Genomic DNA, 19,621 nt, shown 5'->3' with positions numbered 1-19,621 from the left:
AGACCTGCAACAGGTGTTGCTTTTTGCAACAGCGGGAGGTGCGCATGAGGACGGAGGCATCCCCACGGGCCGTGCTCGCGGCCCGGCGGCAATTCTTCCATGATGGCCGGCCGGAGGGCCCGCTGGTCGCTTCGCTGCTGCCCGAACCGATCCTGCGCTCCTGGCGCCGCTGCGCCGAGCGCGGCCTCGACAGCGCCGCCCTGCCCCGGCTGGAGCCGATGACGGCGCAGGAGCTGCGCGAGGTGGCCGAGCGCCACGACAAGCTGCGCCGCCTGTGCCGGCCGGAGATCGAGAGCCTCTATGCCGACGCCATGCAGACCGGCTGCGTCGTCGTGCTCACCGACGCGTCCGGCCTGATCCTCGACGCGCTCGGCAACGCCGATTTCGCCGCCCGCGCGGCACGCGTCGCCCTGCGCCCTGGCGTGGAATGGGGCGAGGGCACGACCGGCACCAATGCGGTCGGCACCGCCATCGTCGAGGGCCGGCCGATCACCGTGCACGGCGCCGAGCATTATTACGACCCGCACGGCATATTGAGCTGCTCGGCGGCGCCGATCCTCGATCCGTTCGGCCAGACGGTGGGCGCGCTCGACCTCTCGGGCCCCGCCGCGGTCGACCACCGCCACGCACTCGGGCTGGTGCGCCTCGCGGTCGAGCAGATCGAGCACCGCTTCTTCGACGAGGACTTCCAGGGCCGCCGCGTGCTGCGCTTCCAGAATGAGCGCGAACTGCTGGGCACGGCGCGCGAGGGCATCCTCGTCTTCGAGGACGACCGTCTGGTGGCGGCGAACCGGGTCGGCCTCGGCCTCGTCGGCGCCGACTGGTCGGCGCTCGGCCTGCGGCGCGCGGGCGAGCTGTTCGGCGAGATGCCCCGCGCGGACGGCACCGCGCACCTGATGCATACGCTCGTGGGCGGCAGCCTGTTCGGGCGCTTCGACGGCGTGTCCGCCCCGATGTCCCGCCTGACCCGCCCGGCGGGCGGCCCGCGCCCCGGCGCCGGCCCGCTGCTGCGCCCCTCCGACCGCGAGGCGGTCTCGCGCGCGGTGCGCATGGTGGAGGCGGACGTGCCGGTGCTGATCCGCGGCGAGACCGGCACCGGCAAGGAAATGGTGGCGCACGAGATCCACCGCCTGAGCGAGCGCGCCGCCGGGCCCTTCGTCGCGGTGAACTGCGCCGCCATTCCCGAGACGCTGATCGAATCCGAGCTGTTCGGCTATGAGGACGGCGCCTTCACCGGCGCGCGGCGGCACGGCCACAAGGGGCTGCTGCGCCAGGCCGAGGGCGGGGTGCTGTTCCTCGACGAGATCGGCGACATGCCGCTCGGCCTGCAGTCGCGCCTGCTGCGGGTGTTGCAGGAGCGCGAGGTCGCCCCGCTCGGCGGCGGCCGGCCGGTGCATGTGGATTTCGCGCTGATCTGCGCCACCCATCGCGACCTGCGCGCGCTGGTGGAGGCCGGAGCCTTCCGCTCCGACCTCTATTTCCGCATCGCCCACTACACGCTCGAGCTGCCGGCGCTGCGCGATCTCGAGGATCGGCTCGAAACGGTGCGCGCGCTGTGGCGGCGGCTCGTCGAGGACGAGCGGCTGAGCCTTTCGGAGCGCTGCGAGGCGCGGCTCGCCGCCTATCGCTGGCCGGGCAATTTCCGTCAGCTCGTCGGCACGCTGCGCGCCCTCGCCGCCCTCGCCGAGCCCCATCGGCCGGTCGAAGCGGAACTGCTCCCTCCGGAATTGAGCGAGATGGCCGCGACGCCGCCACCGGCGCTGCCCGCGGCGGGCGCGATAAGCGACGCCACGCTCGACGCGCTGACGGTGGAGGCGATGCGCCGGGCGCTGGACGCGTGCGGCGGCAATGTCTCGCGCGCCGCGCGCCAGCTCGGCATCAACCGCTCGACCCTCTACCGCCGCCTGTTCATCGCCTGAGGCGGGGAACCGATCGCCGTCGCCATCCGTTGCCCCCGAGATTTCATCAAGGGAGGCAAGCAGATGGTTCGTGATCCGCGCCGTCTCGACCAGAACCCCGTCGTCACCGACCCGGCCAATGTCGACGCCGTGCTGGAGGATCGGGCGACCGACGTCTCCAACCCGCTCAAGCCGCCGCTGCACGAGGTTCACAACGACAACGACCCGAAGGACGGCAAGCGCGCCGCCCGCTCCGGCGGTCGCTTCGCGCCCAAGACCCTGCAGACGGTGGACGGTTCGACCGACGGCACGCCGCAGGAGCCGGACGATCCCAAACGCTAAGCGCGCTCAGCGCAGCTCGGTCGGCTCGGGGTCGGTCTCCGGCGCCGAGCCGGTGCGCTCCACCCGGTCGCGGTAGAGCGCGGCGCGGGCGAGCAGCATCAGCGTGACCGGCGTGGTGATGGTCACGAAGGTGGCGATCAGCAGCTCGTGCACCAGGAAGCGGCTTTGAAGCACGCTGAAGGTGATCATCGAGCCGACGAGGATGCAGCCGACCCCGAGCGTCGCGCCGAGCGAAGGCGCATGGGTGCGGGAGTAGAAATCGGGCAGCCTGAGCAAGCCGACCGCGCCGATCAGCGTGATGCTTGCCCCGGCGAGCACCAGGAACGAGACCAGCAGCGCCGCCCACAGCGGCAGTTCGGGCGCTCCGCTCATTCGATCACCTCCCCGCGCATCAGAAATTTGGCGAGCGCCACGGTGGCGACGAAGCCAAGCAGGCCGATGACCAGCGCCGCCTCGAAATAGAGCGTGCGCCCGCTGCCGATGCCGATGGTCAGAAACAGCAGCATGGCGTTGATGTAGAACGTATCCATGCCGAGGATGCGGTCCTGCGCGCGCGGCCCGATGGTGAAGCGCACGGCCGCGCACGCCATGGCGAGGCCGAGAAGGATCTGCGCGATGGTCAGCGACCAGGCGAGGATCGTCGCGCTCATTCGAAGATCTCCAGCAGAAGCGTCTCGTAGCGCAGCTTGATCAGGCGCACCCATTCGCTCTCGTCGACGAGGTCGAGCACGTGCAGCAGCAGCGTGCGCCGCATCGGGTCGTAATGCACCCAGAGCGTGCCGGGCGTGCAGGTCATCACGATGGCCAGCACCGCGAGGCCGTAGCGGTTGGTAAGCTCCAGCCGCAGCGTCATGAAGCCGGAATGGGTGCGCCGGTGCTGGCCGCCGAGGACGATGGTGCCGACCGCGAGGTTGGAGCGGAACACATCGACGAACACCCGGCCGGCGAGCCGCACCGCCGCGCCGATCCGGCGGATCCGCGCCGGCTGCGGGCTCAGCGCCACCATCGCCCAGCAGCCGCCGAGCGCGACCAGCGCGCCGAAGATCAGCGTGCCCGGCGCCACGCTCTGCTGCAGCAGCAGCCACATGGCGAGCAGCGCCAGGAACAGCAGCGGATAGGGAACGACCCGGCGCAGCGCGCTCATTCGTGGCCCCCATCCGTCGGCGGACGCGGCGGCAGCGAGCCCAGCACGTCCTGCGCATAGATCTGCGGCCAGTAGAGCAGCTGCGCCGTCGCCTCCATGTACCGCATGGCCGGGCCGCCCATCACCGTCATCGCCGCGCACAGGAACAGCAGCACCGCGACCGGCATCGCCTCGATCGCCCGCACGCGGGGAATGGCGATCTCGTCCGGCCCCCACAGCGTGCGGATGCCGGTACGGGTCATGGCGATCAGCGTGGCGAGGCCCGAGAGGACCAGCAGGATCACCAGCGCCCAGTGCGAGGGCGGGATGTCGCCGGCCTCGTTGATCAGCGCCGAGAGCATGGCGAACTTGGCGATGAAGCCGGAGAGCGGCGGCATGCCCGCGAGCAGCGCCGTGCAGGCGAGGAAGCCGCCGCCCAGTACGGCGATGGCGGCGGGAATGGCGACGCCGACCTCGTCCTCCTCGTCCTCGATGTCCTCCTCCGGATCGCCGAACACCTCCATCGTCACCGCCAGCACGTCGGCGCCGGCCTGCCGGCCGCGCTCGATCAGCTCCACCAGCAGGAAATAGGCGCCGATGGTGAAGGTCGAGCTGACGAGATAGAACAGCGCGCCGGAGATCACCGCGCTGTTGGTGGTGCCTATCGCCGCCAGCAGCGTGCCGGAGGAGACCAGCACGCTGTAGCCGCCGAGCCGCGGCATCGATTGCGAGGCGAGCACGCCGATGCCGCCGAAAGCGATGGTGGCCATGCCGCCATAATAGAGCCACTCGGCGCCGAAATCGGCCGAGGCGCCGGCCCCGTCGCCGAAGCACAGCAGGAACAGGCGCAGGATCACGTAGATCCCGACCTTGGTCATGATCGCGAACATGGCCGCGACCGGCGCGCAGGAGGCGGCATAGGTGGTCGGCAGCCAGAAGCTGAGCGGCCACATGCCGGCCTTGACCAGGAAGGCGACGCCCAGCACCGCCGCGCCGGCCTCGAACAGCACGCGCGAATCGTCCGGCAGGTCCGGCACCAGCCGCGCCAGGTCCGCCATGTTGAGCGTGCCGGTGACGCCGTAGATCAGGCTGACGCCGATGAGGAAGAGCGAGGACGCGACGAGGTTGATCGGGATGTAGTGCAGCCCGGCCTTCACCCGCGCCGTGCCCGAGCCGTGCAGCACCAGCCCGTAGGACGCGGCCAGCAGGATCTCGAAGAAGACGAACAGGTTGAACACGTCGCCGGTGAGGAAGGCGCCGTTCAGCCCCGTCAGCAGAAGCAGGAACAGCGTGTAGAAGCGCGGCCCCGCCCGGTGCCAGCGCGCCATGGCGAACAGCAGCGTCGCCGCGCCGAGCACGGCGGTCACCAGCACCATCAGCGCCGACAGCCGGTCCGCCACCAGCACGATGCCGAAGGGCGGGCGCCAGTTGCCGAGCGGATAGACGATGAGCGAGGACCAGCGGTCGCCCGAGGGCGTATCGACATATACCACCAGCGCCACCGCGATGACCAGCAGCGCGCCGACCGTGCCGAGGCTGAGCGTCATCTTCATGGTCCGGCGGCGGTCGTCGAACATCAGCAGGAAGGCACCGACCGCCAGCGGCAGCAGGACCGGGGCGATGACCAGATGGCGCATGACGTCGCCCATCATTCCGCCTCCCGCCCGTCGACATGGTCGGTGCCGGTGCGCCCGCGCGCGGCGAGCAGCACCACCAGGAACAGCGCGGTCATGGCGAAGCCGATGACGATCGCCGTCAGCACCAGCGCCTGCGGCACCGGGTCGGCCAGTACCGCCGGGTCGGCGGCCGTGCCGGGGGTCAGCACCGGGGGCGCGTCCATCTTGATGCGGCCCATGCTGAAGATGAACATGTTCACCGCATAGGACAGCAGCGCCAGGCCGATGATCACCTGATAGGTGCGCGGGCGCAGCAGCAGCCACACGCCGGAGGCGGCGAACACGCCGATGCCGATGGCGAGCATCATCTCCATCGCTCGGCCTCCGAGCTCTGCGAGGAGCGCGACGAGCGCAGCGACTGGTGGGCCAGGGCGATGAGGATCAGCACCGTCGCGCCCACCACCAGCGCGAACACGCCGAGGTCGAACAGCAGCGCGCTCGCCACCGGAATCTTGCCCACCACCGGCAGCACCGCATACTGGAAATACGAGGTGAGGAAGGGATAGCCGAAGAACCAGGAGCCGAGCCCGGTCGCCACCGCGGTCAGCAGGCCGAGCCCCATCCAGCGCAGCGGCAGCACGCGCAGATGGTCCTCCACCCAGCGGGTGCCGTTGGCCATGTACTGCACCACGAAGGCGATGGAGAGCGTGATGCCGGCCGCGAAGCCGCCGCCCGGCAGGTCGTGGCCGCGCATGAACAGGTACACCGCCGCCACGCCGATCACCGGGAACAGCCAGTTCATGATGAGGCGCGGGATCATCAGATAGTCGGTCAGCGTGTCGCCCGGCGCGCGCGTGGGTTCCGCATCGTCGAAGGCGTCCTGGATGCGCTGCTGCTCGGGGCTCTCGATGCTCTCCGGCGCCGGCCGGAAGCGGCGCAGCAGCGCGAACACGGTGAGCGCGGCGAGGCACAGCACCACGATCTCGCCCATCGTATCGAAGCCGCGGAAGTCGACCAGGATCACGTTGACGATGTTGGTGCCGCCGCCCTCGCTATAGGCGTTCTCGACGAAGAAGCGCGACACGGCGGAGGCGTGCGGGCGGGTCATCAGGCTGTAGGAGAGGAACGCCATCACCGCGCCGAGCCCGCAGGCGATGGTGAAGTCGATGTAGCGGCGCACCAGCACGCTGAGCGGCGGGCGCGTGCCGTAGACGTCCTCGATCCGCTTGGGCAGCCAGCGCAGCCCCAGCAGCAGCAGCACCGTGGTGACGATCTCGACCAGGAGCTGGGTCAGCGCGAGGTCCGGCGCGGAGAGCCAGATGAACGTGACGCAGGTCACCAGCCCCGCCCCGCCGACGAGCACCAGCGCCGCGAAGCGGTGGTACTTGGCCTGGTAGGCGGCGCCGATGGCACAGGCGATGCCGATCGCCCACACCACGACGAAGGCTGGCTCCATCGGCGCGCCGGGCAGCATGCCGGTCCCGACCACATGCCCGACCAGCGGCACCACCGCCGCGACCACGGCGAGCGCCAGCACGAGCCGCATCTGCGGCTGCAGGCGCCGCGTGCCCAGCACAGCCTCGGCCGCGCGCGCCCATTGCCAGGAGATGGTGACGAGCACCTTGTCGAAGATGCGCTGGCCCTTCAGCTCGCGGATCAGCGGCGGGCCCTCGATGCCGCTCATCAGGTAGCGGCGCAGCGCGTAGTACAGCACGATGCCGCCGATGAGGGCGATGAAGCTCATCAGCAGCGGCAGGGTGAAGCCGTGCCACAGCGCGAGGCTGTAGGCCGGCAGGCCGGTGCCGATGACGGAGCGGATCGCGGTCGCCAGCAGCGGGCCCACCGTGAAGCCGGGCACGATGCCGATGGTCAGGCACAGCAGCACCAGCAGCTCGATCGGGAACCGCATCCAGCGCTCGGGCTCGTGCGGGCGCCGCGGCAGGTCGATCGGCGGCGGGCCGAAGAACACGCCTAGGATGAAGCGCATCGAATAGGTGACGCTGAACACGCCGGCCAGCGTCGCCCAGTAGGGAAGGCTGTCGTCGAGCAGCGAGCCGGTGTGGTTCGCCACCGCCTCGGCGAAGAACATCTCCTTGGAGATGAAGCCGTTGAGCAGCGGCACGCCGGCCATGGAGGCGGCGGCCACCATGGCCAGCGTCGCGGTGAAGGGCATGTAGCGGGCGAGGCCGCTGAGGCGGCGCATGTCGCGCGTGCCGGTCTCGTGGTCGATGATGCCGGCGGCCATGAACAGCGACGCCTTGAAGATGGCGTGGTTCAGCGTGTGGAAGATCGCGGCGACCGCCGCCAGCGGGCTGCCGAGGCCAAGCAGCAGCGTGATCAGCCCCAGATGGCTGATGGTGGAATAGGCGAGCAGCCCCTTCAGGTCCTGCTGGAAGATCGCCGCGAAGGCGCCGAGCAGCAGCGTCGTCAGCCCCACCGGCACGACGACGTAGAACCACTCGTCGGTGCCCGCCATCACCGGCCAGAGCCGGATCATCAGGAAGATGCCGGCCTTCACCATGGTGGCGGAGTGCAGATAGGACGACACCGGCGTCGGCGCCGACATGGCGTGCGGCAGCCAGAAATGGAACGGGAACTGCGCGCTCTTGGTGAAGGCGCCGAGCAGGATCAACGCCAGCGCCGGCATGTAGAGGTCGCTGTTGCGGATCAGGTTGCCGGAATTGAGCACCTCGTCGACGTCGTAGCTGCCGACGATGCGCCCGATCAGCATCACGCCGACGAACAGGCACAGCCCGCCGCTCGCGGTGATGATGAGCGCCATGCGCGCGCCCTCGCGCGCCGGGGCGGAATGGTGCCAGTAGCCGATCAGCAGGAAGGAGAAGAGGCTGGTGAGCTCCCAGAAGAAGACGAGCTGCACCAGGTTGCCGGAGATCACCACGCCGAGCATGGAGCCCTGGAAGGCGAGCAGGAACGAGAAGAAGCGCGGCACCGGGTCTTCCGGCGACATGTAGTAGCGCGCATAGAGCGCGACCAGCGCGCCGATGCCGGAGATCAGCGTCGCGAACAGCCAGGACAGGCCGTCGAGCCGCAGCGTGAAGTCCAGCCCCAGCGTCGGCAGCCAGTCCAGCGCGAAGCGCACCGGCTCCTCGTCGGCGACGTCGAGATACAGCCAGACCAGCATGAGGCTGCCGACGACCCCGATGCTCCCGGCCAGCGTCGCGGCGGTGTTGCGCGCATTGGTCGGAAGAAACCCCGCCACGAGGCTGCCCGCGAATGGCAGGAGCAGCATGACGAGGAGAAGTGGGCCGGGCTGCATGGGTCGGGCGATCCTCCCGCGCTGGTACCCTGAGAACTTGCGTGATCTCGCCCATAATGGTTGATTTGCATGTCACTAGGCAAGGCATGAGCGATGCAATTGTCGCCCGAGCAGTGCCGCGCCGCACGCGGCCTCCTGGATTGGACGCAAGAGAGCCTGGCCGCGCGCGCGGGCGTCTCGCGCAGCACCGTGCGCGATTTCGAGCGGCACCGCCACGCGCTGCATCGCGGCACCGAATCGCTGCTGATCCGCACGCTTCAGGATGCCGGAATCATATTGCTGCCGGCCGACGAGCACGGCCCCGGCGTGCGCATCCGCTAGCGGCGCGGGAGCGCGGGCGTCGGGGGCTCGAAGCACCTTCCCCGATCCGCGCGACGGGCGCTCGGTCGCGGGGGCCGAGTCATCGGGGTTAAGGCCCCGGCGCGTGCATCCGCTAACGGGGCGGGAGCGCGGACGTCAGATGCCACGAAGCACTCTTCCCTATCGAAGCGGCGGGCGGTAGGTCGCCGGACGGGAGCCCCGGCGTGCGCATCCGCGGGTGGCGCGGGAGACCGGGCGCCGGCAGTCCGACGCGCCCTCCCCGATCCATGCGGTGAGCGCTCGGTAGCAGGGGCCGGGTCATCGGTAATTATCGTCTGGTTTTGTTGCCCGCCGCTGCTCGGCTGGCTCGTGACGGGTCGGACGGCAAGGACGGCGCGGCCAATCACAGCGAGCCGGACATGGTGGGCTGGAAATTTGCCGGAGGATGCGCCAGCGCGGCGGGTGGAGGAACGCGTTCGGTCTATGCGCCGGGACCGAAGACGCGCGAACACGCGAAGGGAGCTTCTGCAGGGCGCCGCGGCTGGGCGCGTACACGTCTTCTCACGCCAAGGCGACGGGCGCGTTCATGTCTTCGCACGCGAAGGCGATCCGCTTGGCGGATGTACCGGGGCTATCGGGCGTCGGAGTTAGCCGCCCGCGCCGCCGGGGGCGGTACGGGGTCGATCGTCGGGGCGCGCCGGGCGCCTACTGGCAGAGCAGGATGTCCTGCTCGCGGGTCAGCTGGTAGTTGGGCGAGAGCTTCACCACGTAGCGCACGTCGCCGCTGCTGTTCAGGCAGTAGTCGTACATGCGACCGTCGCCCCAGCTGATCCGTACGGCGCGCGGGTTGTAGCAGAGGTTCTGCAGCTCGATCCGCTGGGCGTCGGCCGACGAGCGGATCTCGATGATGCAGGTCCGCTCGACTGCCCTTTGCAGGGCCTGTCCGGCGGCGTTCTGCTGCGCCAGCGCCGGGCTGCCCACGGCGCCGAGCGCCATGAGAGCGGCACTTGCGGCTACGGCAACTCCACGTCTCATTCCATCCTCCCCGGGAAAGAACCGAATAAGTCCGTGAATTTACACCACGTTACCTACGACGCAACAAATCCGTTTCCAATTTCGTACTGATTTAATCAAAATTTCAAAATTTATGGCCATTTCGCGTCATTGTGCCGCATGTTTGCATGCGCACGATCCGCTCCGGCGGCGGACTTCCACTCCGTCCGGGCCTCTCGAGTACTGGGTGACCTTCGGGCAGACAACAGCTTCGGAGGGCTGACTATTTCGGCGTCAGGGCGGTTACCGCGAGTGCCGTTGCGGCAGCCCGGTTTTCGACACCGATCTTGGAGTAGATCTGCTCCAAGTGTTTGTTAACCGTACGCGGCGAAAGCCCGAGGATCTCGCCGATGTCGCGGTTCGCCTTGCCCCGGGCCAGCCACATCAGCACCTCGGCCTCGCGGATGGTGAGGTTGAGCCGTGCGCGCAGGACCTGCTCGGGTGCCAGCCCGTCGTCCTCGACGATGCGCAGCAGCAGTTCCTCGGGCCCGATCTGCCCGACATAGGAAATGCGCAGGCGGCGCGGCGAGCCGTCCACCGGCAGGTCGAGCGCGCTCGGCTCCACGCCGCTCGCCTCGCTGCGGCGCTCGGCCAGCCAGCGGCGCACGGGTTCGGGCAGCATCAGGCTGTCGCCGGGCACCGATGCCGTGATCGCCGTCAGCAGCGTGGTTGCCTGCGGCGTGCTCCACAGCACCCGCCCGTCGCGGGTGGCGGAGAGCAGGAACCGGCCGGCGGCGTCCAGCGCGGCGCGGGCGCTGTGGGTCTGGCGGGCATTGGCGAGGTGCACGCGGATGCGCGCGATCAGCTCGTCCGGCGAGATCGGCTTGGTCACGTAGTCGACCCCGCCCGCCTCCAGCCCCTTCACGATCTGCTCGGTCTCCGACAGGCCGGTCATGAAGATGACCGGCACATGGGCGACCGACTTGTTACGCTTGAGCCGGCGGCAGGTCTCGAATCCGTCCATGCCCGGCATCACCGCGTCGAGCAGGATCACGTCGGGCGTGATGCGCTCGACCAGCGCCAGCGCGTTGGCGCCCTCCACGGCGACCAGCACGGTCGCCCCGGCCGCCTCCAGCGCGTCGGTGAGCAGGCTCAGGGTTTCGGGGGAATCATCCACCACCAGGATGATGTCGCGGCGCTCCACGCTATGCATCATTGCTGCGCAACGCCTCCAGAACAGCCATGTATTGCTTCAGGTCGAAGGTTTCCATCAGATCGCGCATGTGCGAGACGAAGGCCTCGTTCTCGGGCGAGGCACTCTCGATCTCCTTGAGCTTGGCCTGGATGCCGCGCACATAGCCGATCTCGCCAAGCTTCATCAGGTCCTCGAGGTGGAGCCCGCCCGGCGCCTGCAGCACGCCGGCCGCGCGCAGCTCCACCGCCCGCGCCGCCGCCTCGCCCTCGCCGATCCATTCGAGGTCGAGCAGCTTCTCCATCTTCTCCAGCAGGCCGCGCAGTTGCACCGGCTTGACCATGTGGTCGTCGTGCTGGCTGGCCTCGAGCCCGTTGCCGTGGATCTCGCCGACATTGGCGGAGATGATGATGATGCGCAGCCGGGTGAAGCCCTCGTCGCGCACCTGCCGCACCACCTCCCAGCCGTTCAGCCCCGGCATGGCGAGGTCGAGCAGCAGCAGGTCGGGGTCCCACTGGCGAACCATGTCGAGCGCGGCGACGCCGTCCGCCGCCGCCAGCACGGTGAAGCCGAGCGGCACCAGCAATTCGTGCATCAGGTCGCGATGGGCCGAATCGTCGTCCGCCACCAGCACGGTGCGCCGCGGCCCGGTATAGCCCGCGATGCGCCGGTGCTGGATCGGACCCGGGCGGGTCGGGTTGGCAACCTCCGACAGCATCATCTTGACGCGGAAGGTGCTGCCCTTGCCCGGCTTCGAGGTGAGGGAAATCTCACCGCCCATGATCTCGGTGAGCAGCTTTGTGATGGTCAGCCCGAGGCCGATGCCGCTGGTCGAGTAGGTGCCCGCCCGTTCGCCGCGCTCGAACGGCTCGAAGATGCGCGTGTGGTCGGCGGCGGGAATGCCGATGCCGGTATCCTCGACCTCGAACTCGGCGACCTGGTTGCGATAGGCGACGCGCAGCGCCACCCGCCCCTGGGCGGTGAACTTGATGGCGTTGGAGAGCAGGTTGATGAGGATCTGCCGCAGCCGCTTCTCGTCGGTGTAGACCACCGCCGGCAGCCGCTCGGGCCGCACATAGACGAAGTCGATGCCCTTGGCGGTCGCCTGCAGGCGGAACATGTCGACGAGCTGGTCGAGGAATTCGGCGATCCGCACCTCGTCGCGGGTGAGGTGGAGCCGGCCGGCCTCGATCTTCGAGATGTCGAGCAGGCCGTCGATCAGGCCGGACAGGTGCTCGGCCGAGCGCCGCACCACGCGGATGGCGTCGCGCCGGTGCGGGGGGATCGAGGTGTCGCGCTCGAGGAGCTGTGCGTAGCCGAGAATGGCGTTGAGCGGGGTGCGCAGTTCGTGGCTGATGCCGACGACGTAGCGGCTCTTGGCGAGGTTGGCGGCCTCGGCCACTTCCTTCGCCTTCTGCAGCTTGGCGTCGGTGCGCTTGTGCGCCTCGATCTCGCGCATCAGCAGCGCGGTCTGGCGGTTGCTCTCCTCCTGCGCGACGCGCCGGCTCTCCTGCGCCAGCACGAACAGCCAGGCGGCGACGCCCGCGATGATGAGCAGGATGAAGTAGAGCGTGAACAGGACGCTGCCGATCGCCTCGCGCCGCATCGGCGGCCCGAGCGTGGCCTGGAAATAGATGATGCCGAGGATGGCGCCGATCACCAGCGCCAGCAGCGACAGCACGCCGATATAGTGGCCGATGCGCGAATTGATCTGCGCCACCATCCAGCTCGGCAAGGTCGCGCGCAATGCGCCGAGAATCTGGTCCGGGAAGCGCGCATCCTCCTTGCAGCGGTCGTGGCAGCGCGCGTCGAGCGAGCAGCACAGCGAGCAGATCGGGCCGGCATAGACCGGGCAGTGCGCCATGTCCTCCGGCTCGAACTTGTGCTCGCAGATGCAGCACTTGAGGGTGTGGCGATGTTCCCAGTTCTTGGTGGTGCGGCGGGCGATGTAGTAGCGCCCCCTGGTCGCGAAGGCGATGCCGGCGGCGGCGGCGAAGGAGACCACCAGCGCCACGAAGGGCGCGAACACCTGCAGCGTCGGGCCGAAGAAGCCGGCGAAGGCTGCGATTGCCACCAGCGTGCCGATCAGCACCGCGCCGACGCCCACCGGGTTGATGTCGTAGAGATGCGCCCGCTTGAACTCGATGCCCGGCGGGCTCCAGCCCATCGGCTTGTTCACCACCAGATCGGCCACCAGCGCCGCGACCCACGAGACCGCGACGATGGCGTAGAGGCCGAGGATCTGCTCCAGCACCTTGTAGATGCCGAGCGCCATCAGCATCAGCGCGATGGTGACGTTGAACACCAGCCAGACCACCCGTCCCGGATGGCTGTGGGTGAGCCGCGAGAAGAAGTTCGACCAGGCGATCGAGCCCGCATAGGAGTTCGTCACGTTGATCTTGAGCTGGGCGAGGATGACGAAGAAGCCGGTGAAGGCCAGCGCCATTTCCGGGCTCAGCATGATCTTGAAGGCCGACAGGTACATCTGCGTCGGCTCGGCGGCGTGGACGAAGGGCACGCCCTGGGTCAGCGCGAAATAGGCCAGGAACGAGCCCGCCAGCATCTTGATCATGCCGGGGATGATCCAGCCCGGCCCGGCCGACAGCAGCGAGAGCCACCACACCGTGTTGCGCACCGCCGCGCTGCCGCCCGGCACGCGGCGCGGCAGGAAGCGCAGGAAGTCCACCTGCTCGCCGATCTGCGCCACGAGGGCGAACACCACGGTCGAGGCGGCGCCGAACAGCAGCGGGTCGAACGATCCGTCCAGCGCGCCGAGCCGGCCGGTATAGGAGGTCCAGCCGGCGATGGCGTGGCCGTGGACGAAGAAGATGAAGACGAAGGGTATGAGGTTCAGCAGCAGCCAGAAGGGCTGGGTCCAGAGCTGGAACCGGCTGATGAAGGTGATGCCGTGCGTCACCAGCGGGATCACTACCAGCGCGCTGATGAAATAGCCGACCATCAGCGGCACGCCGAAGCACAACTCCAGCGCCAGCGCCATGATCGCCGCCTCGATGGCGAAGAACAGGTAGGTGAAGGAGGCGTAGATCAGCGAGGTGACGGTCGAGCCGATATAGCCGAAGCCGGCGCCGCGCGTGAGCAGGTCGATGTCGACCCCGAACTTGGCGGCGTAGTAGCTGATGGGAAGCCCGGTGGCGAAGATGATGATGCTGACGACCAGGATCGCCGCGACCGCGTTGGGGAAGCCGTAGGCCAGCGTGATCGAGCCGCCGATCGCCTCCAGCGCCAGGAACGACACCGCCCCGAGCGCGGTGTTGGCGACGCGCAGCGCCGACCAGCGGCGGGCGCCCTTCGCCGTGAAACGCAGCGCATAGTCCTCGAGCGTCTCGTTGACGACCCATTGATTGTACTGGCGTCGAACACGAACGATCTTCTGTTCCGCCGCCATAGGGTTTCGCCTCGCCGTTTCGACGCTCGACATCCGCTTGCGCTTATCCTCCCCGGCACTCTTTTCGTTGCTGCACTGCCCGAAACCCGCCGGTCACGCCGACCGGCACCGCTTCCCTAGCATATTTCGTTCCATCCAAGTCGACAGAGACAAGAAGATTTCCCACGCGATCGGCGTCAAGACTTTTTGCCGCACCTTGGTGTTTAGGAGAGGAACTGAATGCAATAAACACACGAAAAATTGGTGTAGATTTCACTATTGGCAAGAATACCCATCACACGCGCGTGCGAAAACTGAAAGCGCACGGCGAGCACCTGTATCCCCAACCTATAGCCCAGTGTGTCCCGGCGGCACCGGATCACCTATACGTCAATCGACGTATTGCTGCGGCGCGGCATCGGCCCCCACGATCCTCACAATGCAAGCGCATCGAGAAGCTTGTTGAGGCCACGTCAAACCCGTGGAGGGGATCGTATGTCTTCGAACAGTGATAATTCCAACAGGTTTTCGGCCACTCGCCGAAAGCTTCTGATGGGCATGGCGGCGCTTCCCGCCGTACCTCTTCTTGCCCAGACCGGCCTCTTGACTACGCCGGCCCACGCCCAGGCGCCGGCGACGGCCGACGTCAACACGACGGGACTTGCGGTCACCGACGACGAAGTGACGGTCGGCATCCTGCATTCCGTCACCGGTACCATGGCGATCTCGGAGACCGGCTCGGTGCAGGCCGAGAAGCTCGCCATCGACCAGATCAACGCCGCCGGCGGCGTGCTCGGCCGCAAGATCAAGTACATCCAAGAGGACGGCGCGTCCGACTGGCCGACCTTCGCCGAGAAGGCCAAGAAGCTGCTGGTGCAGGACAAGGTCGCGGCGATCTTCGGCTGCTGGACCTCGGCCTCGCGCAAGGCGGTGCTGCCGGTCGTCGAGCAGTATAACGGCATGCTCTACTACCCGACCTTCTATGAAGGCCTCGAGCAGTCCAAGAACGTCATCTACACCGGCCAGGAGGCCACCCAGCAGATCCTCGCCGGCCTCGACTGGGTGCAGGAGACCAAGGGCGGCAAGACCTTCTACCTGATCGGCTCCGACTACATCTGGCCGCGTACCTCGATGAAGATCGCGCGCAAGCACATCGAAGGCCACCTGAAGGACTCGAAGGTCGTCGGCGAGGAGTACTTCCCGCTCGGCCACACCCAGTTCAACTCGGTGATCAATAAGATCAAGCTGAAGAAGCCGGACGTGATCTACGCCGCGGTCGTCGGCGGCTCGAACGTCGCCTTCTACAAGCAGCTCAAGGCCGCGGGCATCGACCTGTCGAAGCAGACTCTGCTCACCATCTCGGTGACCGAGGACGAGATCGACGGCATCGGCGGCGAGAACATCGCCGGCGCCTACAGCTGCATGAAGTACTTCCAGTCGCTCGACAACCCGAACAACAAGGAATTCGTCGCCGCGTTCAAGAAGATGTGGGGCGAGAAGACCGTGATCGGCGACGTGACCCAGGCCGCCTATCTCGGACCCTGGCTGTGGAAGATGACGGTCGAGAAGGCCGGCAGCTTCGACATCGACAAGATCGCCGAGGCCTCGCCCGGCATCGAGTTCACCAAGGCGCCGGAAGGCTATGTGAAGATCCACAAGAACCATCACCTGTGGTCGAAGACCCGGGTTGGCCAGGCGCAGGTCGACGGCCAGTTCAAGGTGGTGTTCGAGACCCCGGACCTCATCGAGCCCAACCCGTTCCCCGAGGGCTACCAGTGAGCGCTTGAGCGCCACCCGGAGAGGGCGTTCGCGCCCTCTCCGGGGCCTTTTCCATTGAACGGAGACCGCGCCGCAGGGCGCACGCCGGGGGATTCGTGATGTTCTCAGACTATTCGCTGGCCGAACTCGGCTCGATTTTCGTGATGCAGGGCTTCGCCGGCCTCATCCTGTTTTCGGTTTTCGTGCTCATGGCGCTCGGCCTGGCCATCATCTTCGGCCAGATGGGCGTCATCAACATGGCGCACGGCGAATTCATGATCCTCGGCGCCTATGTGACCTATTTCACATCGCAGTTCTTCCTCAATTTCATCCCGTCTCTGTTCAACATCTACTTCTTCGTCGCCATGATATTGGCGTTCTTCGCCTCCGGCGCGCTCGGCATGTTCATCGAATGGGCGATGATCCGGCGGCTCTACAAACGCCCGCTCGACACGCTGCTCGCCACCTGGGGCCTCAGCCTGATCCTTCAGCAGGTCTACCGCTCGGTGTTCGGCCCGCGCGAGGTCGGCGTCGAGCTGCCGGAATGGATGATGGGCTCGCTGCCCGTCACCGACATGGTCGAGGTGCAGATCAACGGCCTGTTCGTGATGGGCCTCACCATCGCCATCACCGTCGCGGTCGCCGTGCTCATGTACAAGTCGAACTGGGGCAAGCAGGTGCGCGCCGTGGTGCAGAACCGCGTCATGGCGGGTGCCGTCGGCATCAACACCGAGAAGGTGGACCGCTACACCTTCGGCCTCGGCTGCGGCATCGCCGGCGTCGCCGGCTCGGCCTTCACCATGATCGGCTCGACCGGGCCGACCTCCGGCCAGCTCTACATCGTCGACACCTTCCTGGTCGTCGTCTTCGGCGGCGCGCAGAGCCTGCTCGGCACCATCGCCTCCGCCTTCACCATCTCCCAGGCCCAGTCGACGATGGAGTTCTTCCTGTCCGGCTCGACGGCCAAGGTCCTCACGCTGCTCAGCGTGGTCATCATCCTGATGCTGCGGCCCCAGGGCCTGTTCGTCATCAAGGTCCGTCGCTGAGGAGGCGCACATGACAAAGACCGGCCGCACCTTCTTCCTGCGCCCGCAGGACATGATCGGGATCGCGATCCTCGCCATCCTCCTCCTCGTGGTCCTGCCGCTGACGCTGGACAATTTCCGCCTCCAGTTCGTCGGCAAATACCTGACCTACGCCTTCGTCGCGCTCGGCCTGGTGCTGTGCTGGGGCTATGCGGGCATTCTCTCGCTCGGCCAGGGCGTGTTCTTCGGCCTCGGCGGCTACTGCATGGCCATGTTCCTCAAGCTGGAAGCCTCCAGCGTGGAGAACACCAAGATCCAGACCACGCCGGGCATTCCCGACTTCATGGACTGGAACCAGATCACGCAGCTTCCCTGGTTCTGGGAGCCGTTCCACCATCTCGGCTTCACCATCATCGCGGTACTCGTGGTGCCGGCGATCTTCGCCTTCGTCGTCGGCTTCGCCATGTTCAAGCGGCGCGTGGGCGGCGTGTACTTCGCCATCATCACCCAGGCGCTGGCGGCGATCCTCACCATCCTGATCGTCGGCCAGCAGGGCTATACGGGCGGCATCAACGGCATCACCGACCTGCGCACGCTGAACGGCTGGGACATCCGCACCGACAGCGCCAAGACGATCCTCTACTTCGTCTGCGTCGGCCTGCTGCTGGCCTCCATCCTGCTCGCCTATTTCGTGAAGTCGTCCAAGCTCGGGCGCATCCTCGTCGCCATGCGCGACAAGGAGGACCGCGTCCGCTTCTCCGGCTACGACGTCTCGAACTTCAAGGTGTTCGTGTTCTGCCTGGCGGCCTCGCTGTCGGCCATCGGCGGGGCGATGTTCACCCTGCAGGTCGGCTTCATGTCGCCGTCCTTCGTCGGCATCGTGCCCTCGATCGAGATGGTCATCTACACCGCGGTCGGCGGGCGCCTGTCGATCCTCGGCGCCATCTACGGCACGCTGCTGGTGAACTGGGCCAAGACCTCGTTCTCGGAGAGCTTCCCCGAGCTCTGGCTGTTCGGCCTCGGCGGCCTGTTCATCGCCGTGGTGCTCACCTTCCCGAACGGCATCGCCGGTCTTTACCAGACCTATGTCGCCCCCCGTCTCGGGCCGCTGTTCGGCGGCGCGGCCAAGCGCAGCGACGCGACCCCGCCCGCGCCGCCGACCTCCGGCCACGCCCCGGCCGCCGCCGAGTAAGGAGCAGGTCCCATGAACACCCCTGTCATCACCGACACCATGAACAAGGACTTCGTCCTCGCGGTTGAAGGGCTCACCGTCTCGTTCGACGGGTTCAAGGCGGTCAACGACCTCTCCTTCTACGTCGACGAGAACGAGATCCGCGTCATCATCGGCCCCAACGGGGCCGGCAAGACGACGGTGCTCGACCTCATCTGCGGCCGCACCAAGGCGACCACCGGGTCCATCAAGTTCAAGGACCAGGAGCTGACCCGGATGAAGGAGCACGAGATCGTGCGCGCCGGGGTCGGGCGCAAGTTCCAGAACCCGTCGATCTACGAGGACCTCACCGTCTTCGAGAACCTCGAGATCTCCTATCCCAAGGGCCGCTCCGTGGTCGGCGCCCTCACCTTCCGCCGCGACGCGCCGGTGAAGGAGCGGGTGCAGGAGATCGCCGAGATGATCTTCCTCGCCGACCAGCTCGACCAGCGCGCCGAGTATCTCTCCCACGGCCAGAAGCAGTGGCTCGAGATCGGCATGCTGCTGATCCAGGACCCCGAGCTGCTGATGCTGGACGAGCCGGTCGCCGGCATGAGCGTGTCGGAGCGCAAGAAGACCGCCGAGCTCCTGCACACCATCATCAAGAACCGCTCGGTGATCGTGATCGAGCACGACATGAAGTTCGTCGAGGACATCGCCCACAAGGTCACGGTCCTGCACCAGGGCAAGATCCTGTCGGAAGGCCCGATGGCCAAGGTCCAGGCGGACCCGAAGGTCATCGAAGTCTATCTCGGCCATTGAGGGGCGGAACATGCTGAACGTCGAGAAACTTCACGTCTCCTACGGCGAGAGCGAGGTTCTCCACGGGCTCGACTTCAAGGTCGCGCCCAACGAGATCATCGCCATCATGGGCCGCAACGGCATGGGCAAGACCACGCTCATGAAGTCGCTCATGGGCATCGTGCCGACCAAGAGCGGCGCGGTCTCGGTCGGCGAGACCGACATCACCCGGCTGAAGAGCTACGAGCGCGTCGCCAAGGGCATCGCCTACGTGCCGCAGGGCCGCATGATCTTCTCCACCATGACGGTGCAGGAGAACATCGAGACCGGGCTGATCCCGCGCGGCGAAAGCAAGGTGCCGACGGACATCTACGAGCTGTTCCCGGTGCTGCTGGAGATGAAGGGCCGGCGCGGGGGCAACCTCTCCGGCGGCCAGCAGCAGCAGCTCGCCATCGCCCGCGCGCTCGCCACCGCGCCCAAGGTGCTGCTGCTCGACGAGCCGACCGAGGGCATCCAGCCCTCGATCATCCGCGAGATGGCCCGCACGCTGAAGCGCATCCGCGACGAGCGCGGCCTGTCCATCGTCGTCTCCGAGCAGGTGCTCTCCTTCGCCCTCGACATCGCCGACCGCGTGCTCGTCATCGAGAACGGCGAGATCGTCCACGAGAACGAGCGCTCCGAGGTCGACGAGGCCGCGGTCGCCCGCTTCCTGTCCGTCTGACGTACCGGCGGCCGGGCCGACCCGCGGCCGCCACCCAGTA

The 19,621-nt window shown here is 67.5% G+C and carries 17 protein-coding genes; 8 read left to right on the top strand and 9 right to left on the bottom strand.

The genetic code is table 11. The features are described 5' to 3' along the window. Positions 1–44: 44 nt before the first annotated feature. Complete coding sequence (locus NVS83_RS03880; RefSeq protein WP_258738139.1) at positions 45–1,919, top strand: sigma-54-dependent Fis family transcriptional regulator; 1,875 nt, start codon at positions 45–47, stop codon at positions 1,917–1,919. Between the two features lie 63 nt (positions 1,920–1,982). Next, positions 1,983–2,240, top strand: a complete 258-nt coding sequence (locus tag NVS83_RS03875) for a hypothetical protein (RefSeq protein WP_258738138.1) — start codon at positions 1,983–1,985, stop codon at positions 2,238–2,240. A 6-nt stretch (positions 2,241–2,246) separates the two neighbouring features. On the opposite strand, the gene mnhG is transcribed toward NVS83_RS03875, so the two are convergent. Genes mnhG through NVS83_RS03845 form a run of 6 tightly spaced genes read right to left on the bottom strand, consistent with a single transcriptional unit; the run spans position 2,247 to position 8,256 of the window. Next, entirely contained in the window at positions 2,247–2,612 is a 366-nt protein-coding gene (gene mnhG / locus NVS83_RS03870) for a monovalent cation/H(+) antiporter subunit G (RefSeq protein ID WP_258738137.1), read from the bottom strand. Further along, positions 2,609–2,890 (bottom strand): K+/H+ antiporter subunit F, encoded by a 282-nt coding sequence (locus NVS83_RS03865; protein WP_258738136.1) that lies wholly within the window; start codon positions 2,888–2,890, stop codon positions 2,609–2,611. Before NVS83_RS03865 ends, mnhG begins: the two co-directional genes overlap by 4 nt. Beyond that, a complete protein-coding gene (locus NVS83_RS03860) occupies positions 2,887–3,384 on the bottom strand; it encodes a Na+/H+ antiporter subunit E (protein WP_258738135.1) in 498 nt (165 codons plus the stop codon). Before NVS83_RS03860 ends, NVS83_RS03865 begins: the two co-directional genes overlap by 4 nt. Beyond that, positions 3,381–5,012 (bottom strand): monovalent cation/H+ antiporter subunit D, encoded by a 1,632-nt coding sequence (locus NVS83_RS03855; RefSeq protein WP_258731496.1) that lies wholly within the window; start codon positions 5,010–5,012, stop codon positions 3,381–3,383. Before NVS83_RS03855 ends, NVS83_RS03860 begins: the two co-directional genes overlap by 4 nt. Next, positions 5,012–5,353: a Na+/H+ antiporter subunit C gene (locus NVS83_RS03850; RefSeq protein ID WP_258730725.1), complete on the bottom strand. Its 342-nt coding sequence runs from the start codon at positions 5,351–5,353 to the stop codon at positions 5,012–5,014. Before NVS83_RS03850 ends, NVS83_RS03855 begins: the two co-directional genes overlap by 1 nt. Then, positions 5,344–8,256 carry a monovalent cation/H+ antiporter subunit A gene (locus NVS83_RS03845; RefSeq protein WP_258738134.1) on the bottom strand — a complete coding sequence of 971 codons (2,913 nt, stop codon included), beginning with the start codon at positions 8,254–8,256 and terminating at the stop codon, positions 5,344–5,346. The genes NVS83_RS03850 and NVS83_RS03845 overlap by 10 nt, the downstream gene beginning before the upstream one ends. Positions 8,257–8,349: 93 nt before the next feature. Here NVS83_RS03845 and NVS83_RS03840 point away from each other — a divergent pair, with 93 nt between their 5' ends. Beyond that, positions 8,350–8,577 carry a helix-turn-helix domain-containing protein gene (locus tag NVS83_RS03840; RefSeq protein WP_258730727.1) on the top strand — a complete coding sequence of 76 codons (228 nt, stop codon included), beginning with the start codon at positions 8,350–8,352 and terminating at the stop codon, positions 8,575–8,577. Between the two features lie 684 nt (positions 8,578–9,261). Here NVS83_RS03840 and NVS83_RS03835 read toward each other — a convergent pair. The 3 genes from NVS83_RS03835 to NVS83_RS03825 all read right to left on the bottom strand — a co-directional run bounded on the left by NVS83_RS03835 (position 9,262) and on the right by NVS83_RS03825 (position 14,147). Continuing rightward, on the bottom strand, positions 9,262–9,591 hold the full coding sequence (locus NVS83_RS03835) for a hypothetical protein (RefSeq protein WP_258730728.1): 330 nt from the start codon (positions 9,589–9,591) through the stop codon (positions 9,262–9,264). Positions 9,592–9,832: 241 nt separating this feature from the next. Beyond that, on the bottom strand, positions 9,833–10,765 hold the full coding sequence (locus NVS83_RS03830) for a response regulator (protein WP_258730729.1): 933 nt from the start codon (positions 10,763–10,765) through the stop codon (positions 9,833–9,835). Further along, the gene (locus NVS83_RS03825; protein WP_258738133.1) at positions 10,755–14,147 is read right to left on the bottom strand and encodes a hybrid sensor histidine kinase/response regulator; all 3,393 of its coding nucleotides are present in this window, start codon (positions 14,145–14,147) and stop codon (positions 10,755–10,757) included. Before NVS83_RS03825 ends, NVS83_RS03830 begins: the two co-directional genes overlap by 11 nt. A gap of 474 nt (positions 14,148–14,621) precedes the next feature. Between NVS83_RS03825 and urtA the strand changes: the two genes are divergently transcribed. From urtA to urtE, 5 genes are all read left to right on the top strand, one after another. Next, positions 14,622–15,905, top strand: coding sequence for an urea ABC transporter substrate-binding protein (urtA, locus tag NVS83_RS03820; RefSeq protein WP_258738132.1), 1,284 nt, complete (start codon positions 14,622–14,624; stop codon positions 15,903–15,905). A 98-nt stretch (positions 15,906–16,003) separates the two neighbouring features. Further along, positions 16,004–16,930, top strand: a complete 927-nt coding sequence (gene urtB / locus NVS83_RS03815; RefSeq protein ID WP_258730732.1) for an urea ABC transporter permease subunit UrtB — start codon at positions 16,004–16,006, stop codon at positions 16,928–16,930. Between the two features lie 10 nt (positions 16,931–16,940). Beyond that, a complete protein-coding gene (gene urtC / locus NVS83_RS03810) occupies positions 16,941–18,101 on the top strand; it encodes an urea ABC transporter permease subunit UrtC (protein ID WP_258738131.1) in 1,161 nt (386 codons plus the stop codon). Between the two features lie 12 nt (positions 18,102–18,113). After that, positions 18,114–18,881, top strand: coding sequence for an urea ABC transporter ATP-binding protein UrtD (urtD, locus tag NVS83_RS03805; RefSeq protein ID WP_258730735.1), 768 nt, complete (start codon positions 18,114–18,116; stop codon positions 18,879–18,881). Between the two features lie 10 nt (positions 18,882–18,891). Then, positions 18,892–19,581, top strand: coding sequence for an urea ABC transporter ATP-binding subunit UrtE (urtE, locus tag NVS83_RS03800; protein WP_258738130.1), 690 nt, complete (start codon positions 18,892–18,894; stop codon positions 19,579–19,581). The last annotated feature ends 40 nt before the right edge of the window (positions 19,582–19,621 follow it).

This window comes from Ancylobacter mangrovi (assembly GCF_024752335.1).
In the GTDB taxonomy this organism is placed as follows: Bacteria; Pseudomonadota; Alphaproteobacteria; order Rhizobiales; family Xanthobacteraceae; genus Ancylobacter; species Ancylobacter mangrovi.
The sequence above is the reverse complement of the archived record's forward strand: the minus strand, read 5'-3'. Positions and strand labels throughout refer to the sequence as shown.

What these genes read in the sequence shown, in the direction of transcription:
- NVS83_RS03880 (WP_258738139.1), top strand. Translation starts at nt 45, where the DNA reads ATGAGGACGGAGGCATCCCCACGGGCCGTGCTCGCGGCCCGGCGGCAA.
- NVS83_RS03875 (WP_258738138.1), top strand. Translation starts at nt 1,983, where the DNA reads ATGGTTCGTGATCCGCGCCGTCTCGACCAGAACCCCGTCGTCACCGAC.
- mnhG (WP_258738137.1), bottom strand. Translation starts at nt 2,612, where the DNA reads ATGAGCGGAGCGCCCGAACTGCCGCTGTGGGCGGCGCTGCTGGTCTCG.
- NVS83_RS03865 (WP_258738136.1), bottom strand. Translation starts at nt 2,890, where the DNA reads ATGAGCGCGACGATCCTCGCCTGGTCGCTGACCATCGCGCAGATCCTT.
- NVS83_RS03860 (WP_258738135.1), bottom strand. Translation starts at nt 3,384, where the DNA reads ATGAGCGCGCTGCGCCGGGTCGTTCCCTATCCGCTGCTGTTCCTGGCG.
- NVS83_RS03855 (WP_258731496.1), bottom strand. Translation starts at nt 5,012, where the DNA reads ATGGGCGACGTCATGCGCCATCTGGTCATCGCCCCGGTCCTGCTGCCG.
- NVS83_RS03850 (WP_258730725.1), bottom strand. Translation starts at nt 5,353, where the DNA reads ATGGAGATGATGCTCGCCATCGGCATCGGCGTGTTCGCCGCCTCCGGC.
- NVS83_RS03845 (WP_258738134.1), bottom strand. Translation starts at nt 8,256, where the DNA reads ATGCAGCCCGGCCCACTTCTCCTCGTCATGCTGCTCCTGCCATTCGCG.
- NVS83_RS03840 (WP_258730727.1), top strand. Translation starts at nt 8,350, where the DNA reads ATGCAATTGTCGCCCGAGCAGTGCCGCGCCGCACGCGGCCTCCTGGAT.
- NVS83_RS03835 (WP_258730728.1), bottom strand. Translation starts at nt 9,591, where the DNA reads ATGAGACGTGGAGTTGCCGTAGCCGCAAGTGCCGCTCTCATGGCGCTC.
- NVS83_RS03830 (WP_258730729.1), bottom strand. Translation starts at nt 10,765, where the DNA reads ATGATGCATAGCGTGGAGCGCCGCGACATCATCCTGGTGGTGGATGAT.
- NVS83_RS03825 (WP_258738133.1), bottom strand. Translation starts at nt 14,147, where the DNA reads ATGGCGGCGGAACAGAAGATCGTTCGTGTTCGACGCCAGTACAATCAA.
- urtA (WP_258738132.1), top strand. Translation starts at nt 14,622, where the DNA reads ATGTCTTCGAACAGTGATAATTCCAACAGGTTTTCGGCCACTCGCCGA.
- urtB (WP_258730732.1), top strand. Translation starts at nt 16,004, where the DNA reads ATGTTCTCAGACTATTCGCTGGCCGAACTCGGCTCGATTTTCGTGATG.
- urtC (WP_258738131.1), top strand. Translation starts at nt 16,941, where the DNA reads ATGACAAAGACCGGCCGCACCTTCTTCCTGCGCCCGCAGGACATGATC.
- urtD (WP_258730735.1), top strand. Translation starts at nt 18,114, where the DNA reads ATGAACACCCCTGTCATCACCGACACCATGAACAAGGACTTCGTCCTC.
- urtE (WP_258738130.1), top strand. Translation starts at nt 18,892, where the DNA reads ATGCTGAACGTCGAGAAACTTCACGTCTCCTACGGCGAGAGCGAGGTT.